We start from the raw sequence: 14,877 nt of genomic DNA, 5'->3' as shown, positions 1-14,877 counted from the left end.
AGCGGGTCAGAACGCCTGCAGATTCGCCTGCAGGCCGCCGTCCGCGTACTCGCGGCGGAGGAGCCCGCGGCGGCGGAGGATCGGCACCAGCTCGTCGAGGGTGCGGTGCAGGGTCACGGGATGGAAGTCGCCCCAGAGTAGTACGCCGTCGTTGCCCCACTCGCCGAGTTCCTCGACGAGATCGGCGAACTCCTCCGCGGTGCCCACGAAGCCGCTGCGGTCGCGCAGGCGGCCGGTGCGGGCGAGTGCGGTCAAGTGCGCGCGGAGCGGGGCGTCCTCGCCCCGATCGCCGATCAGGCGCTGGATGCTGCCGCGGGAGACGTGCGCTCCGAAGATCGACGTGTCGAGGGGGCGGTCCAGATCGAGGGTCGTGAGATCGGTCTCCAGATCACTCGACTGCTTCCGGGCGATCTGCGCGAGTGCGGCGTCGTCCGGGTGTGCGGAAGCGGCCACGATCCGGTCGGCCTCCTCGGCGGACGCCGTGATCACGGGCTGGATCGCGAAGAGGATCTTGACGTCCTCGGCCCGGCGTCCGCGGGCGAGAGCCGCGTCGTGCACCCGCTGCCGATACTCCCGCACCGACTTCTCGTGCAGGGGAGCGAGCGCCAGCTGGACGTCCGAGTTCGCCCCCGCGAACGCCAGGCCGCGCCCGGAGCCGCCGGGGGAGACGATGCCCGGCTCGCCGTCCGTGAAGGGCAGGGCGTTCAGAGGGCCGTCGAAGTCGTAGTGGGGGCCGCGGTGCTGCACCGGACGCATGCGCGTGCCGTCCGCGTAGACCCCGGAGACGAGATCGGCGACCAGCGCACCGTCGTCCCAGCTCCGCCAGAGCGCGCGGATGCCGGCGAGCCATTCCTCGGCACGGTCGTACGCCTCGTCATGGCCGAGTTGCGGGGCCGCCGAGAAGTGCCGGGCGCTGCCGGTGTCGGTGACCACGTTGAGGCCGAGCCGGTGCCCGCTCAGGTGCTGCAGGGTCGCGAACTGCCGGGCCGAGGTGTAGGGCAGCGAGGCCGCGGGGTTCACGGTGGGCACCACCCCGAGATGACGGGTCGCCTGGAAGAGGTACGGTGCGAGCAGCAGGGGATCGTGCTTCGGGCCGCCGAACGCATGACGCACGCGCAGGTCGATCGTGTCCGCCGAGCCGAGCGAGGGGCTGTCCTCGATGATCACGAGGTCGAAACCGGCCTGCTCCAGGGTGCGGGCGGCTTCCTGGTAGACCTCCGGTCGCGTCCAGTCGTAGTCCCAGTCCAGGGACGGATATCCCCACCCCTGAGGACCGAAGCCCCGGGCGAGGAACCACCCGAAGTGCTGCAGGCGGCTCATGCCACCGTCTCCCTGACGCTCTCGAGCACCCGCGCGAGGTCGCCGATCAGGTCGTCGACATCCTCGATACCGATCGACAGCCGCAGCGTGCCGGGGCCGACGCCGAGGATCCGACGCTCCTCGTCGGTGCGCTGCGCGTGGCTGGTCGTGCCGGGGTGCAGCACGAGCGACCGCACGTCGCCGATGTGCGTCATGTGGGTGAACACGGACACCTCCTCCACGAAGCGACGGGCCGCGGGGAGACCGCCGCGCAGCGTGAAGGTGAAGATGGAGCCGAATCCGCCGTCGAGGTAGCGCAGCGCGGTCTCGTGGTGAGGATGCGAGGGCAGGCCGACGTAGTCCACGCTCTCCACGGCGTCGTGTGCGGCGAGCCAGCGTGCGACGGCGAGGGCGTTCTGCGACTGGCGCTCCACGCGCAGGCTGAGCGTCTCGGTGCCCTGGCCGATGAGGAACGCATTGAGGGGCGAGGGCGAGGCACCGAACCGCGGAGCCACCGACTCCCTGGCGTACCCGATGCGTGCGCGGCCGCCGTGCCGGGCGAAGACGCTGGGTGCGCCGCCCCGCCCCGGCAGCACGAGGTGCGGGGCGTTGTGCCCGGCGCGCTCCGCATCGAACCGGCCGTCGTCGATCACGACGCCGCCGAGCACCGCGCCCTGCCCCGCGAGGAACTTCGACGCGGAGTGCACCACGATCGCCGCGCCGTGCTCCAGCGGTCGGAGGAGGGCGGGCGTGGCCAGGGTGTTGTCGACGATCAGGGGGACGGCGATCTCGTCAGCCACGGCGCTCACCGCCGCCACGTCGAGCACGTCGTTGCGGGCGTTGGCGAGCGACTCCGCGAACAGCGCCCTGGTCGTCGGGCGTACGGCCTCCCGCCAGGCATCCGGGTCGGCGATGTCGTCCACGAACGTCGTCTCGATGCCGAGTCGGGCGAGGTTGTCCAGGAACAGCCCGCGGGTGCCCTCGTAGATGTGGGTCGAGGAGACGATGTGGTCGCCCGCCCCCACGACCGAGAGCAGAGCGGTGGTCACCGCGGCCTGTCCGCTGGCCACGAGCACGGCGTCGGCACCGGACTCCAGGCTCGCGAGCTGCCGCTCCACCGCGTGCACCGTGGGGTTGCCGGTGCGGGTGTACCCGAATCCGGTGCCGGTGCCGAAGTGGTCGGCGGCGTGATCGAAGTCGTCGAACTCGAACCCGGCCGTCAGGTAGATCGGCGTCACACGGGAGGCGGCAGCGGCTCGGCCTCTCGCGGCGTGGACGGCGCGGGTGGCGAAGCGGGCGGTCTCGACGGTCATGCGGGGGCCTCTCGGTCGATCGGGTGAGCAACAGAGTGTCACGGCGTGTCTCGGCGTGTCCGAGCGGTGGTAACCTGACGTCATGCGGACCGTGCTCCTTCTTAGCGGCCGCGGCGAGACCTCGATCTGAGCCCCTCCTCGTCGCGGAGTCCATCGTGGGCCGAACCGCCATCCACAGGAGACACGCCATGACCACCACCGCCGGTGCGGATTCCGCACGCCCCAGGACGCTCGCCGAGAAGGTCTGGGACGACCACCTCGTCGTCAAGGGCGAGGACGGCCAGCCCGACCTCATCTACATCGACCTGCACCTCGTGCACGAGGTCACCAGCCCGCAGGCCTTCGACGGCCTCCGCAGCGAGGGACGGCCGCTCCGCCGGCTCGACCTGACCATCGCCACGGAGGACCACAACACGCCGACGTGGGAGATCGACAAGCCCATCGCCGACCTGACCAGCCGCACGCAGATCGAGACGCTGCGCCGCAACGCCGCCGAGTTCGGCGTGCGTCTGCACTCACTGGGGGACGCGGAGCAGGGGATCGTCCACGTCGTCGGCCCGCAGCTCGGCCTCACCATGCCCGGGATCACCGTGGTCTGCGGCGACTCGCACACGTCCACGCACGGCGCGTTCGGCGCGATGGCGTTCGGCATCGGCACCAGCGAGGTCGAGCACGTCATGGCGACCCAGACGCTGCCGCTGAAGCCGTTCAAGACGATGGCCATCAACGTCGAGGGCACGCTGCGTCCCGGCGTCACGGCGAAGGACATCATCCTCGCCGTGATCGCCAAGATCGGCACCGGCGGCGGTCAGGGCTACGTGCTCGAGTACCGCGGCAGCGCGATCCGCGCGCTCTCCATGGAGGGCCGCATGACGATCTGCAACATGTCGATCGAGGCGGGCGCCCGCGCCGGCATGGTGGCTCCGGACGAGACGACGTTCGCCTACCTCGAGGGGCGTCCGCACGCGCCGAAGGGCCAGGACTGGGACGACGCGGTCGCCTACTGGCGCACGCTGCCGACCGACGAGGGCGCCACCTTCGATGCCGAGGTCTTCATCGACGCCGACGAGCTGGAGCCGTTCGTGACGTGGGGGACGAACCCCGGCCAGGGCAGCTCGCTCTCCGCCTCGGTGCCGAACCCGGCGGAGATCGCCGACCCGAACGAGCGGGCCGCCGCCGAGCGGGCGCTGGAGTACATGGACCTGACGCCGGGCACGCCCCTGAAGGAGGTGCCGGTCGACGCGGTGTTCATGGGCTCGTGCACGAACAGCCGCATCGAGGACCTCCGGGCCTTCGCCTCCATCATCCAGGGCAAGAAGAAGGCCGACGGCGTCCGGGTGATGGTCGTTCCCGGCTCCGCCCGCGTGCGACTGGAGGCCGAGGCCGAGGGCCTGGACCAGGTCATCAAGGACTTCGGAGCGGAGTGGCGCTTCGCAGGATGCTCGATGTGCCTGGGCATGAACCCCGATCAGCTCGCCCCGGGGGAGCGCTGCGCCTCCACCTCGAACCGCAACTTCGAAGGGCGCCAGGGCAAGGGCGGCCGCACGCACCTCGTGTCGCCGCTCGTCGCGGCGGCGACCGCCATCCGCGGCACCCTGTCCAGCCCGAGCGATCTGGAGGCCTGACCATGGAGAAGTTCACCACCCACACGGGCATCGCCGCGCCGCTGAAGCGGTCGAACGTCGACACCGACCAGATCATCCCCGCGGTGTTCCTCAAGCGTGTCACCAAGACGGGCTTCGAGGACGCGCTGTTCCACGGCTGGCGGCAGGACCCCGCCTTCGTGCTCAACCAGGCGCCGTATCAGGGGGCGTCCGTCCTCGTCGCCGGGCCCGACTTCGGCACCGGTTCCAGCCGTGAGCACGCCGTCTGGGCGCTTCGCGACTTCGGCTTCAAGGTCGTGCTGAGCCCGCGGTTCGCCGACATCTTCCGCGGCAACGCGGGCAAGCAGGGCCTCCTCGCGGCGACCATCTCCGAGGCGGATCTGGAGCGGTTCTGGGCGATCATGGACGCCGATCCCGGCGCGCGCATGACGGTCGACCTCGAGGCGCGCACCGCCGCCATCGGCGACCCCACCGGAGGCGCGGAGGCCCGCTTCCAGGCCGACATCGGGATCGACGATTACACTAGATGGCGGCTCCTCGAAGGGCTCGATGACATCGGGCTCACGCTGCGCAACGAAGACAAGATCGCGCAGTTCGAGGCCCGTCGCGAGTCGTGGCGGCCGCGGACCCTCCCCGTCCAGTGAGACGGAGGGGGCGGGGGAGCCAGGGGTAACCCCGCCCCCGATGAATGAAGTGAGGCCCCGAATGACGACACCCGTGCGCGACGCTCTCTCCGACGACGTCCCCGCGCTGACCGGAGACGTCCTCGCCATCCGCGGAGGTCGTCCGCTGCGCGGACGGGTCGACGTGAAGGGGGCGAAGAACCTCGCCACCAAGGCGATGGTCGCGTCCCTGCTCGGGGAGACCACGAGCGTCCTGCGCGACGTGCCGGCCATCAGCGATGTCGCCGTGGTGCGCTCGCTGCTCGAGGTGCACGGCGTCCGCGTGTCGGAGGGCGACGAGCCCGGCTCCCTGGTCTTCGACCCCAGCGATGTCGAGTCGGCCCACTTCGAGGAGATCGACGCCCACGCGGGCGCCTCCCGGATCCCGATCCTGTTCTGCGGCCCGCTGCTGCACCGCCTCGGCCAGGCCTTCATCCCCGACCTCGGCGGGTGCCGCATCGGGGACCGTCCGATCGACTTCCACCTGGACGCGCTGCGCAAGTTCGGCGCGATCGTCGAGAAGCTCCCGAGCGGCATCCGCCTCTCCACGGGAGGAACCCGCCTGCACGGGGCGAACATCCACCTCCCGTACCCGAGCGTCGGCGCGACCGAGCAGGTGCTGCTGACCGCCGTCCGCGCCGAGGGCGTCACGGAGCTGCGCAACGCGGCGATCGAGCCCGAGATCATGGACCTGATCGCCGTCCTGCAGAAGATGGGCGCGATCATCTCCTACGAGCCGAACCGCGTCATCCTCATCGAGGGCGTCGAGAAGCTCCGTGGCTACGACCACCGGTCGATCTTCGACCGCAACGAGGCGGCCTCGTGGGCCTCGGCCGCCCTGGCCACGGACGGCGAGATCTTCGTCGGCGGTGCCAAGCAGCAGGAGATGCTCACCTTCCTCAACGTCTTCCGCAAGGCGGGCGGCTGGTTCGACATCCAGGAGGACGGCATCCTCTTCCGCCGCGACGGCGACATCAAGCCGGTCGTGATCGAGACCGACGTGCACCCGGGCTTCATGACCGACTGGCAGCAGCCGCTCGTGGTCGCCCTCACCCAGGCGCACGGCCGCTCGGTCGTGCACGAGACCGTGTACGAGAACCGGATGGGCTTCACCGAGGCACTGGTCAAGATGGGGGCCGACATCGTCGTGCATCCGCGCGGCCTGCAGGACGGCCCGCGGCGCGTCCCGCGTCGTGACCTGGAGCAGGCTGCCGTCATCACCGGTCCCACGCCCCTGCACGGCGCCGACATCGTGGTGCCCGACCTGCGCGGCGGCTACAGCCACGTGATCGCGGCGCTGACGGCCACCGGCGAGTCGAAGGTGTCGGGCGTCGACATCCTGAGTCGCGGATACGAGAAGTTCCTCGCCAAGCTCGACGCGCTCGGCGCCGACTTCGACGTCCTCCGGTGAGCCCGATGGCTTCCCGGTCGCCGGAGAAGACACGGCCGAGCGTGTTCTGGCCGCTCGCGGCGATCGTCGTCCCGCTGGTGTCGCTGATTGCGAAGGTTCGCATCATCGGGGCGGAGAAGCTCCCGCGAGAGGGTGCTTTCGTCCTCGCGCCGAACCACTACTCGGAGTTCGATCCGCTGATCGTCGCCTTGGCGGTCTGGCGGATCGGGCGCGCTCCGCGGTTCATGGCCAAGGAGAGCCTCTTCCGCGTGCCCGTGCTCGGGTGGTTCCTGCGCAAGACGGGGATGATCCCGGTCGCACGCACCTCGTCGGCGTCGTCCGCGAAGCAGACGATGGCCCAGTCGGCAGCTCTCGTGGAGCACGGCCGCGGCGTGATCGTGTACCCGGAGGGCACGCTCACCCGTGACCCAGACATGTGGCCTATGCGCGGCAAGTCGGGGGCGGTGCGGCTCGCCCTCGCCGACGGCATCCCGCTGATCCCGATGGCTCAGTGGGGGACCCAGGCGATCATGGGGCGCTACCAGAAGGGGCTCAGCCTCTGGCCGCTCCGGAAGCCCGTCACCGTCATCGTCGGCGACCCCGTCGACGTCTCCGATCTCCGCGGCCGCGCGGGTGAGCCGGCGGCTCTCACGGAGGCCACCAACCGACTCATGAACGCGATCACCGCGCTGCTGGAGCAGGTGCGCGGCGAGAAGGCCCCCGCGGAGCGCTGGAACCCGGCGAGCCACGGCCAGAAGGAGACCGGACGCCTTGACCCCTAAGAGAACCGCGCCGGCCGGACCCCGCGTCGCCGTGATCGGCGCCGGCAGCTGGGGAACGACGTTCGGCAAGATCCTCGCCGACGGCGGCGCCCACGTGACGATGTGGGCGCGCCGGGCCGAGCTCGCGCATGAGATCGACGAGGCGAAGCGCAACTCGCGTTACCTGCCGGGCATCAACCTGCCCCGCACGATGGCGGCCACGCACGAGCTGGCGACCGCGCTCGACGGCGTCGACCAGGTGTACCTGTCCGTGCCGAGCCAGTCGCTGCGGGAGAACCTCAAGGCACTGCGCCCGCTGATCGCTTCGGGCGACGCCAAGATCGTCAGCCTCATGAAGGGCGTCGAGCGGGGCACCGGCCTGCGCATGAGCCAGGTCATCCAGCAGGAGCTGCAGTGCGATCCCGACCGGATCGCCGTGGCCTCCGGACCGAATCTCGCCCTGGAGATCGCGCGGGAGCAGCCGACCGCAGCCGTGATCTCGTCGCGCAGCCAGGAGACCGCGGACGTCGTGGCTCGGGCCGCGCGCAACTCCTACTTCCGGACGTTCGTGAACACGGACGTCATCGGCACGGAGTTCGGCGGAGTGCTCAAGAACCTCATCGCCGTCGCCATCGGCATCGTCGACGGCGTCGGGTACGGCGAGAACACCAAGGCGTCCATCATCACCCGAGGCCTCGTCGAGATGACCGACTTCGCGGTCGCGAACGGCGCCCAGCCGGAGACCCTGCAGGGACTGGCCGGTCTCGGCGACCTCATCGCGACCTGCCAGTCGCCCCTGAGCCGCAACAACACCGCCGGGCGGCTGCTCGGGCAGGGCTACAGCTTCCAGGACGTCGTGAAGCAGATGCAGCAGACGGCCGAGGGGCTCGCCTCGGTCGCGCCGGTGCTGCAGCTCGCCCGCGAAGCCGATGTGCACATGCCGATCGTCGAGCAGGTGAAGATGGTGCTCGACGGCAAGATGGATCCCCGGGACATCGCCCCGCATCTCACGACGGACGACGACACCCCGCAGGGGGAGAGGACCAACCATGGACAAGCAGACGGTGGTGGTGCTCTTCGGAGGGCGCTCCAGCGAGCATTCGATCAGTTCCGCAACGGCGGGGGGAGTGCTGGGCGCGATCGATCGTGACCGGTATGCCGTGATCCCGGTGGGGATCACCCGCGAGGGTGCCTTCGTCCTCGAGGACGACGACCCGGCGAAGTTCCCGCTCGACGCCGCGCATCTCCCGGAGGTCGTCGACAACGGCACCCGGGTGCTCTGGCCGGAACCCGGGGGCGACCGCACCCTGCGGGTCGTGCATCCGGGCGGCGAGACCGAGGGACTCGGCGAGATCGACGTCGTGCTGCCGATCCTGCACGGACCGCACGGCGAGGACGGCACGATCCAGGGCTACTTCGACACGCTCGAGGTCCCCTACGCCGGGGGCGGCGTCCTCGACTCGGCGCTGTGCATGGACAAGCACTTCATGAAGATCGCCCTGCAGGCCGCCGGGATCGCGGTGGCGCCGGGCGTGACCGTGCGCCGTCGTGAGTGGGATGCGGATCCCGATGCCCTCCGCGCCCGCGCCGCCGACTTCGGCCTGCCCGTCTTCGTCAAGCCCGCTCGCGCCGGGTCGAGCGTCGGCGTTTCGAAGGTGTCGGCGCCGGAGGAACTCGACGCCGCCCTCGCCATCGCGTTCGCCGAGGACGACAAGGTGCTCATCGAGGCCGGTGTCACCGGCCGGGAGATCGAGGTGGCCGTCCTTGAGACGGCCGACGGCGTCCGCGCCTCCCTCCCCGGCGAGATCGTGCTGACCGACCGCGGCTTCTACGACTTCGAGGGGAAGTACCTCGGCGGCGACGGTGTCGACGTGGTGTGCCCGGCGGAGCTCACCGAGGCGGAGGTGGCCGCCGTCCAGGAGGCCGGCGTCCGGGCCTTCCAGGCGGTCGACGGTCGCGGCCTCGCCCGGGTGGACATGTTCCTCACCCCGACCGGCGAGCTCGTCGTGAACGAGCTCAACACCATGCCCGGATTCACGCCCATCTCGATGTTCCCGAAGTGCTGGGTGGCATCGGGAGTGAGCTACGGCGACCTCATCACGGAACTGGTCGAGGCGGGCCTGCGCCGCTGACGGCGTGGTTCCCCGCGCGTGCTCAGCCCGCGGGGAACTCCACCCGGTCGGTGCACTGCGCGGTCGCCGGGGCGAGCCCGGACTGGATGTTCGACGACAGGCTGTCGACGATCGACTGGAAGTCGACCTGCTCGCCGCGGCGGATGATCACCTCGATGGCCGGTTCGCGACCGTAGGTGACGAGGCGCTGGCGCTCCTCCTCCTGCTCCAGGACGAGCCAGTCGACGCCGCCGAGGGTGGTGCAGACGAGATCGGACGGGGCGGGCGGCTCCACGCCGCAGCGCAGGACGACCGTGGGGTCTCCCCAGGCGCCCGTGGCCTGCGCGTCGGTCCACACGCGCTCGTACCCGCCGACGGTGTCCGGTAGGAGCACGGAGACGTTCGCGCAGGCCGGGTCGTTCGCGTCGGCCGCCGGCTCCAGGTGCACGGTGGTGGAGCATCCGGCGAGTCCGGCGGCGAGGGCGATCGCCCCCGCGACGGCAGCGAGGCGGCGGGAACGAAGCATGTATCCAGGCTACCTTTGACGACATGCCCTCCCGACCCGACCCCGACGATCCGCGCCTGGGAGATCTCTCGGAGGGTCGCATCCTCCGCTCCATCCTCCAGCGCACCGCACCGGGCGCGCACACGCTCCTCGGTCCCGGGGACGATGCCGCCGTGGTCGCCGCCCCCTCGGCATCGGTCGTCGCGACGACGGACACGCTCGTGCACGGGCCCGACTTCCGGCTCGCCTGGACGAGCGGGTACGACCTCGGCTGGAAGGCGGCGGCGGTCAACCTCGCCGACATCGCCGCGATGGGCGCACGCCCGACCGCGCTGCTCGTGGCCCTGGCGGTGCCGCGCGACCTCCGGCTGTCCTTCGTGGAGCGCCTGGCCGACGGCTTCCGCGAGGCCTGCGCGGCGCTCGCCCCCGGGTGCGCGGTGGTCGGCGGGGACCTCACGGTGTCCGAGGTGCTCACGGTCGCTGTGACGGCTCTGGGCGACCTCGAAGGCCGCCCCCCGGTGACCAGGGCGGGGGCACGACCGGGCGATGTCGTCGCCGTCGCCGGAGAACTGGGTCACGCCGCACACGGGCTGGCCGTGCTGTTCGGACGCTTCCGAGACGGCGAGATGCCGGTCCCGGTCGATCCCGCGGCTCTCGCACCCGGGGAGAGCGCTGCGGTCGCCGCGCAGCTGCGGCCGTCGCCGCCCATCGGCCTCGGCGTCGTCGCGGCCGCGGCCGGCGCGACCGCGATGATGGACGTCTCGGACGGCCTCGCCCTCGACGCGCGGCGCCTCGCGGAGGCCTCCGGCGTCACCCTCGCGCTGGACGGCGCCGCGCTCGGCGCGAGTCCGCAGCGGGCGCTCGCGGGCGGCGAGGACCATGCGCTGCTCGCGACGTTCCCCGACGGCGTGCTGCCGCCGGGCTTCCGTGCGATCGGCGTCGTGCGTCCGCGCGGCGAGGAGGACCTGCTCTGCGACGACGGTCCCGTGGACGTCAGCGGCTGGGATCCCTACCGGGACTGGGACTCCGTCTCGGGCTGAACGTCCGCCGACGCGGTGTCCTGCGGGCCGGGCTCCGCCCACCACAGGGTCGTGTCGCCGTAGGTCTTCTCCCGGAACACCCGGAGCCCGGCGGCTGCGAAGTCGGGGGCGGCGGAGCGCCGGGCGCGTTCGACGACCACCACGGCATCGTCGCTGAGCAGCGGAGCGAGGGCGGCGAGGTCGCCGTCCATCGCCTCATCGTCGATGTCGTACGGCGGATCCGTGAACACGAGGTCGTAGGGCCCGGACGCGCGGCCGAGGAACGCTCGGACCGTCGCCTCCTGCACCCGTGCGTTCGCGGTACCGGAGGCCTTCGCGACGGCCGCGGCGTTGCGCCGCACGACGGCTGCGGCCTGCCGGCCCCGCTCGACGAGGTCGGCGCTCCGGGCGCCGCGACTCAGGGCCTCGAGCCCGAGCGCTCCCGAGCCCGCGTAGAGGTCGAGCACGCGGGCGTCCCCGATCGCGTCGAGCGACTCCAGGGCGCCGAACAGGGATTCGCGCACGCGGTCGCTCGTGGGCCTGGTCCCGGCGCCGGGGACGTCGAGCCGGGTGCCGCGTGCCGTTCCGGCGATGATCCTCGTCACCCGTTCACGATACGACAGGCCGCGGACGGTCGTGTCCGTGCGGTTCCCTAGACTCGGAGCATGTCGCTCACGCTCGAATCCTCGCTCGAGGAGGCCCTCGGTGCGGCGTCGGCCAAGACGCTCGACCGCGCCTTCGGCATGAAGACCGTCGGCGACCTGCTCGCGCACTACCCGCGTCGGTACGCCGACCCGGGGGAGCTCACTCCCATCCGCGACCTCCCGATCGGGGAGACCGTCACGATCGTCGCCGAAGTCCTCTCGTCGAGCTTCCGCCGGATGCGCAATCGACCGGGGGCCATGGTCGACGTCGTCATCGGCGACGGCGTCGGTCGCATGTCGCTGACTTTCTTCGCGAAGAACGTCGGCGCGGCGGAGTGGCGCTCCAAGGACCTGGCGGTCGGGCGCCGTGGTGTGTTCTCCGGCAAGGTCGGCGAGTTCAACGGCATGACCCAGTTCGCCCACCCGGAGTACGAGCTGTTCGACGACGAGGACGCGGCGCGCCGGCGGGCGGATGCGAGGGCGGCGGTCCCGATCCCGATCTATCCGGCCACCTCCGCGATCCAGACGTGGCAGATCGCCCGGCTCGTCGGGCGCGTCCTCGACGACCTGTCGTCGGTCCCCGACCCGCTGACCCCGGAGATCCGCACCCACGAAGAGCTGCTGACGGCGCGGGAGGCCCTGGAGGCGATCCACCGCCCGCGCTCCCGCAACGACATCGATCCCGCGGTGCGCACGCTGCGCATGCACGAGGCGCTCACGCTCCAGACGGCCCTGCTCCAGCAGCGCGACGCGGTGCGCGCCCTGGCCGCCACCTCGCGGCCGGCGACACCCGGCGGGCTGCTGGAGCGCTTCGACGCCGCCCTGCCCTACACGCTCACGCCGGATCAGCAGACCGTCGGCGCCCAGATCGCAGACGATCTCCTCGGCTCCTGGCCGATGAACCGGCTCGTGCAGGGCGAGGTCGGTTCGGGAAAGACGCTGGTGGCGCTGCGGGCGATGCTGCAGGTCGCCGAGAGCGGGGGACAGGCGGCCCTGATCGCTCCGACGGAAGTCCTCGCGGCGCAGCATCTGCGTTCGATCACGAAGATGCTCGGCCCGCAGCTCGCCCCGCTGCTGATGCCGACGCTGCTCACCGGGCAGATGCCGGCGGCGGATCGCCGCAAGGCCGCGCTGCGCGTCGCCTCCGGCCAGGCGCTGATCGTGGTCGGCACCCACGCGCTCCTCGGGGAGAAGACCACGTTCGCCGATCTCGGTCTCGTCGTGGTCGACGAGCAGCACCGCTTCGGAGTCGAGCAGCGGGAGGCGCTGCGGGCGAAGGGGTCCAGCCCGCACGCGCTCGTCCTCACCGCGACCCCGATCCCGCGGACGGTCGCGATGACGGTCTTCGGCGACCTCGACACCTCGGTCATCCGCACGATGCCGGCGGGGCGCGCCGGCATCGAGTCGTACGTGGCGCCGTTGGCCGAGCACCCGGGCTGGTTCAACCGGGTGTGGGAGCGGGCGGCGGAGGAGATCGCGCAGGGCCGGCAGGTGTTCGCGGTCTGCGCGGCCATCGACACCGCGGCGAAGACGGCCGAGGCGGGGGAGCAGGCGCTGCTCGCCCCGGAGGGCGGCAAAGGCCCTCGGTGGGGCGTCGTTCAGCTCGACGAGGCGCTGGCCACGCATCCGACCCTCGGCGGTCTGCGACGTGCGGTGCTCCACGGGAAGATGCCCTCGGAGGAGAAGGACGCCGTCATGCAGGCCTTCGCCCGCGGGGAGATCGACCTCCTGCTCGCGACGACCGTGATCGAGGTGGGCGTGGACGTCCCCAACGCGTCGACGATGATCGTGCTGGACGCCGACCGTTTCGGAGTGTCCCAGCTGCACCAGCTCCGCGGTCGGGTGGGACGAGGGGGCGTCCCGGGTCTCTGCCTGCTCGTGACCGAGGCCGAGGCCGGATCGGTGGCCCGCGAACGCGTCGATGCGGTCGCCGCCACCCTCGACGGGTTCGCGCTGGCCGAGGTCGACCTCGAACTCCGCGGCGAAGGCGACGTGCTCGGCGCGGCACAGGCCGGGGTGCGGTCGTCCCTCAAGCTGCTGCGTGTCGTGAAGGACGCCGCTCTCATCACCCGGGCCCGCGAGCTCGCGGAGGACATCCTCGCCGCCGACCCCGAGCTGGCCGCTCACCCCGGGCTCCGGGAGGCCATCGGGCGGCGCGTCACCGACGAGGATCGCGCGGCGCTGGCGAAGAACTGATCGCCGTTCCGGGTGCCCTAGGCTGAATTCCATGAGCAGCCGGATCGCCGTCGTCCCGGGTTCCTTCGATCCGCCGACCCTGGGTCACCTCGACGTGATCCGGCGCGCGGCCGCCCTCTACGACGAGCTGCATGTGCTCGTGGTGCACAACCCGGGCAAGGAGGCGATGCTGCCGATCGCGCAGCGGCTCTCCCTCCTGGAGCGTTCGATCGCCGAGGACGGCATGGCGGGCAACATCGTCATCGGCTCCTGGAGCATGGGACTCCTCGTCGACTATGCGCGCGACGTGAACGCCGGTGTGCTCGTGAAGGGCATCCGCTCGCAGGTCGACGTGGCGTACGAGTCGCCCATGGCGATCGTCAACCGGCACCTCGCCGACATCGAGACCGTCTTCCTGCTGCCCGACCCCGCGCATGCGATGGTCTCGAGCTCGCTGGTGCGTCAGGTCGCCGGTCTCGGGGGCGACGTCTCGCCGTTCGTCCCGCCGGCTGTCGCCTCGTTCCTCGACACCGGCGCGCGCGGTATCTGATCCGCGACCACGGTCCCGTTCCCGGCGGTCTCCCGGCCCTCCTCACCGGTGACCCGGGTAGCATGGCGGGGTGCGTTCCCGACTCAACAGCCCTTTCGTCCTCCCCGTCCGTGACATCGTCCGGCGCCCGGGGGAGATGCGCGAGCACTCCTTCTCGGTGCCCCTGACGGAGCAGTGGGGGGAGGGCATCGTCTCGTTCGAGGCGGGCTCGGAACTCGATCTCGACGTGCGGCTGGAGTCCGTCCACGAGGGCATCCTCGTCACCGGAGAGGCGGAGGGCGAGTACGTCGGCGTGTGCGGTCGATGCCTCACCGACATCGCTCGGCCCGTCGAAGTCGAGTTCCAGGAGCTTTTCGCGTATCCTGGTGAGGAAGAAACTGACTTCGAGGTTCAAGACGACCACGTGGATCTTGAAACTCTCGTCAGGGATGCGGCCGTACTGGCCCTTCCTTTTCAGCCGGTGTGTCAGCCGGATTGCCTCGGGCTCGACCCGGTCACAGGCGAGAGGCTGACCGAGAGCACCGGAACGGAGCAGGCCGCTCCCATCGATCCTCGGTGGAGCGCGCTCCAGCAGATCACAGACCAGGACGGCACGGCAGAACGCGGTGCCGCCGAGAAAGAAGAGAGCTAGTCATGGCTGGTAACCCCCCGAAGCGCAAGGTCTCCCGTTCGAACACCCGCTCGCGCCGTGCGCAGTGGAAGGCCGAGGCCCCCGCGCTCGTCAAGACCATCGAGAACGGCAAGGTCGTCTACAGCCGTCCGCACCAGGCGAAGGTCGTCACCGACTCGCAGGGCACCGAGCTCTTCCTCGAGTACAAGGGCCGCAAGGTCGCCGACGTCTGAG

General features: G+C 71.2%; 15 protein-coding genes. 11 read left to right on the top strand and 4 right to left on the bottom strand.

Annotation, left to right across the window (positions count from 1 at the left end):
• Positions 1-6: 6 nt before the first annotated feature.
• Positions 7-1,320, bottom strand: coding sequence for an LLM class flavin-dependent oxidoreductase (locus BV453_RS15175; RefSeq protein WP_249521963.1), 1,314 nt, complete (start codon positions 1,318-1,320; stop codon positions 7-9).
• On the bottom strand, positions 1,317-2,612 hold the full coding sequence (locus BV453_RS15170) for an O-acetylhomoserine aminocarboxypropyltransferase/cysteine synthase family protein (RefSeq protein ID WP_249521962.1): 1,296 nt from the start codon (positions 2,610-2,612) through the stop codon (positions 1,317-1,319). Before BV453_RS15170 ends, BV453_RS15175 begins: the two co-directional genes overlap by 4 nt.
• Before the next feature lie 188 nt (positions 2,613-2,800).
• Here BV453_RS15170 and leuC point away from each other — a divergent pair, with 188 nt between their 5' ends.
• The 6 genes from leuC to BV453_RS15140 all read left to right on the top strand — a co-directional run bounded on the left by leuC (position 2,801) and on the right by BV453_RS15140 (position 9,161).
• Positions 2,801-4,237, top strand: coding sequence for a 3-isopropylmalate dehydratase large subunit (gene leuC / locus BV453_RS15165; protein WP_025103308.1), 1,437 nt, complete (start codon positions 2,801-2,803; stop codon positions 4,235-4,237).
• 2 nt (positions 4,238-4,239) lie between these two features.
• Positions 4,240-4,860, top strand: coding sequence for a 3-isopropylmalate dehydratase small subunit (gene leuD, locus BV453_RS15160; RefSeq protein WP_126892996.1), 621 nt, complete (start codon positions 4,240-4,242; stop codon positions 4,858-4,860).
• A 61-nt stretch (positions 4,861-4,921) separates the two neighbouring features.
• A complete protein-coding gene (gene murA / locus BV453_RS15155; protein ID WP_025103310.1) occupies positions 4,922-6,289 on the top strand; it encodes a UDP-N-acetylglucosamine 1-carboxyvinyltransferase in 1,368 nt (455 codons plus the stop codon).
• 5 nt (positions 6,290-6,294) lie between these two features.
• On the top strand, positions 6,295-7,050 hold the full coding sequence (locus BV453_RS15150) for a 1-acyl-sn-glycerol-3-phosphate acyltransferase (protein ID WP_029989231.1): 756 nt from the start codon (positions 6,295-6,297) through the stop codon (positions 7,048-7,050).
• Positions 7,040-8,179 (top strand): NAD(P)H-dependent glycerol-3-phosphate dehydrogenase, encoded by a 1,140-nt coding sequence (locus tag BV453_RS15145; RefSeq protein ID WP_060922899.1) that lies wholly within the window; start codon positions 7,040-7,042, stop codon positions 8,177-8,179. Before BV453_RS15150 ends, BV453_RS15145 begins: the two co-directional genes overlap by 11 nt.
• A complete protein-coding gene (locus BV453_RS15140; protein WP_249521961.1) occupies positions 8,079-9,161 on the top strand; it encodes a D-alanine--D-alanine ligase family protein in 1,083 nt (360 codons plus the stop codon). The genes BV453_RS15145 and BV453_RS15140 overlap by 101 nt, the downstream gene beginning before the upstream one ends.
• Before the next feature lie 22 nt (positions 9,162-9,183).
• Here BV453_RS15140 and BV453_RS15135 read toward each other — a convergent pair whose 3' ends face one another.
• Positions 9,184-9,666, bottom strand: a complete 483-nt coding sequence (locus tag BV453_RS15135) for a DUF3515 domain-containing protein (RefSeq protein ID WP_126892994.1) — start codon at positions 9,664-9,666, stop codon at positions 9,184-9,186.
• Between the two features lie 23 nt (positions 9,667-9,689).
• Between BV453_RS15135 and thiL the strand changes: the two genes are divergently transcribed.
• Positions 9,690-10,685, top strand: coding sequence for a thiamine-phosphate kinase (gene thiL, locus BV453_RS15130; protein ID WP_249521960.1), 996 nt, complete (start codon positions 9,690-9,692; stop codon positions 10,683-10,685).
• On the opposite strand, the gene rsmD is transcribed toward thiL, so the two are convergent.
• Positions 10,655-11,269, bottom strand: a complete 615-nt coding sequence (rsmD, locus tag BV453_RS15125) for a 16S rRNA (guanine(966)-N(2))-methyltransferase RsmD (RefSeq protein ID WP_249521959.1) — start codon at positions 11,267-11,269, stop codon at positions 10,655-10,657. The two genes, thiL and rsmD, sit on opposite strands and share 31 nt — an antisense overlap.
• Before the next feature lie 60 nt (positions 11,270-11,329).
• Here rsmD and BV453_RS15120 point away from each other — a divergent pair, with 60 nt between their 5' ends.
• The 4 genes from BV453_RS15120 (at position 11,330) to rpmF (ending at position 14,876) form a co-directional block, all read left to right on the top strand.
• On the top strand, positions 11,330-13,504 hold the full coding sequence (locus tag BV453_RS15120; protein ID WP_249521958.1) for an ATP-dependent DNA helicase RecG: 2,175 nt from the start codon (positions 11,330-11,332) through the stop codon (positions 13,502-13,504).
• 31 nt (positions 13,505-13,535) lie between these two features.
• Positions 13,536-14,033, top strand: coding sequence for a pantetheine-phosphate adenylyltransferase (coaD, locus tag BV453_RS15115; protein ID WP_025103318.1), 498 nt, complete (start codon positions 13,536-13,538; stop codon positions 14,031-14,033).
• 136 nt (positions 14,034-14,169) lie between these two features.
• Positions 14,170-14,664 (top strand): DUF177 domain-containing protein, encoded by a 495-nt coding sequence (locus tag BV453_RS15110; protein WP_025103319.1) that lies wholly within the window; start codon positions 14,170-14,172, stop codon positions 14,662-14,664.
• A gap of 2 nt (positions 14,665-14,666) precedes the next feature.
• On the top strand, positions 14,667-14,876 hold the full coding sequence (gene rpmF, locus BV453_RS15105) for a 50S ribosomal protein L32 (protein ID WP_013586329.1): 210 nt from the start codon (positions 14,667-14,669) through the stop codon (positions 14,874-14,876).
• Position 14,877 lies beyond the last annotated feature (1 nt).

Source organism: Microbacterium sp. ER1, assembly GCF_023383675.1.
Classification (GTDB): Bacteria; Actinomycetota; Actinomycetes; order Actinomycetales; family Microbacteriaceae; genus Microbacterium.
The sequence above is the reverse complement of the archived record's forward strand: the minus strand, read 5'-3'. Positions and strand labels throughout refer to the sequence as shown.

Bases quoted from the DNA above. Each gene is read 5' to 3' on its own strand.
- BV453_RS15175 (WP_249521963.1), bottom strand. From the start codon at position 1,320: ATGAGCCGCCTGCAGCACTTCGGGTGGTTCCTCGCCCGGGGCTTCGGT.
- BV453_RS15170 (WP_249521962.1), bottom strand. From the start codon at position 2,612: ATGACCGTCGAGACCGCCCGCTTCGCCACCCGCGCCGTCCACGCCGCG.
- leuC (WP_025103308.1), top strand. From the start codon at position 2,801: ATGACCACCACCGCCGGTGCGGATTCCGCACGCCCCAGGACGCTCGCC.
- leuD (WP_126892996.1), top strand. From the start codon at position 4,240: ATGGAGAAGTTCACCACCCACACGGGCATCGCCGCGCCGCTGAAGCGG.
- murA (WP_025103310.1), top strand. From the start codon at position 4,922: ATGACGACACCCGTGCGCGACGCTCTCTCCGACGACGTCCCCGCGCTG.
- BV453_RS15150 (WP_029989231.1), top strand. From the start codon at position 6,295: ATGGCTTCCCGGTCGCCGGAGAAGACACGGCCGAGCGTGTTCTGGCCG.
- BV453_RS15140 (WP_249521961.1), top strand. From the start codon at position 8,079: ATGGACAAGCAGACGGTGGTGGTGCTCTTCGGAGGGCGCTCCAGCGAG.
- BV453_RS15135 (WP_126892994.1), bottom strand. From the start codon at position 9,666: ATGCTTCGTTCCCGCCGCCTCGCTGCCGTCGCGGGGGCGATCGCCCTC.
- thiL (WP_249521960.1), top strand. From the start codon at position 9,690: ATGCCCTCCCGACCCGACCCCGACGATCCGCGCCTGGGAGATCTCTCG.
- BV453_RS15120 (WP_249521958.1), top strand. From the start codon at position 11,330: ATGTCGCTCACGCTCGAATCCTCGCTCGAGGAGGCCCTCGGTGCGGCG.
- coaD (WP_025103318.1), top strand. From the start codon at position 13,536: ATGAGCAGCCGGATCGCCGTCGTCCCGGGTTCCTTCGATCCGCCGACC.
- BV453_RS15110 (WP_025103319.1), top strand. From the start codon at position 14,170: ATGCGCGAGCACTCCTTCTCGGTGCCCCTGACGGAGCAGTGGGGGGAG.
- rpmF (WP_013586329.1), top strand. From the start codon at position 14,667: ATGGCTGGTAACCCCCCGAAGCGCAAGGTCTCCCGTTCGAACACCCGC.